Origin of the sequence: Terrabacter aerolatus (assembly GCF_007991735.1) — a bacterium.
Classification (GTDB): domain Bacteria; phylum Actinomycetota; class Actinomycetes; order Actinomycetales; family Dermatophilaceae; genus Terrabacter; species Terrabacter aerolatus.
Genome location: NZ_BJYX01000061.1, coordinates 1 through 664, shown reverse-complemented (window position 1 = coordinate 664; position 664 = coordinate 1). Strand labels below are relative to the sequence as shown.

Below are 664 nucleotides of genomic sequence, written 5' to 3'. Positions count from 1 at the left end.
CTCACGATGAAGGTCCGTGAGGGCGGCCGCGTCGTGAACGCTGTGGTGCTGCTCGCGACCGGCGTCAACGGCGACGGACACCGCGAAGTGCTCGGCATGCGCGTGGCCACCGCGGAAACCGGTGCCGCGTGGAACGAGTTCTTCGCCGATCTGGTGGCCCGCGGCCTCGCCGGGGTCCGGCTCGTAACCTCCGACGCGCACGCCGGGCTGCGTGAGGCCATCGCGGCCAACCTGCCCGGCGCCGCGTGGCAACGCTGCCGCACTCACTACGCCTTCAACCTGATGGGCGTGACCCCGAAGAGCATGTGGCCGGCGGTCAAGGCGATGCTGCACTCGGTCTATGACCAGCCCGACGCGGCCGCCGTGGCCGCCCAGTTCGATCGGCTCCTCGACTACGTCCAGGACAAGCTCCCCGCCGTGTTCGAGCACCTCGACCGCGCCCGCGAGGACCTGCTGTCCTTCACCATCTTCCCCAAGGAGATCTGGACCCAGATCTGGTCGAACAACCCCACCGAACGGCTCAACAAGGAGATCCGCCGGCGTACCGACGCCGTCGGGATCTTCCCCAACCGTGACGCAATCGTCCGCCTTGTCGGAGCCGTCCTGGCCGAACAAACCGACGAATGGGCCGAAGGCCGGCGCTACCTCGGCCTCGACGTCCTGG

The 664-nt window shown here is 68.7% G+C and carries 1 protein-coding gene; it reads left to right on the top strand.

Translation table 11 applies throughout. The features are described 5' to 3' along the window. The coding region (locus tag TAE01_RS20390; RefSeq protein ID WP_147068635.1) for an IS256 family transposase at positions 1–664 on the top strand (664 nt) is incomplete at both ends.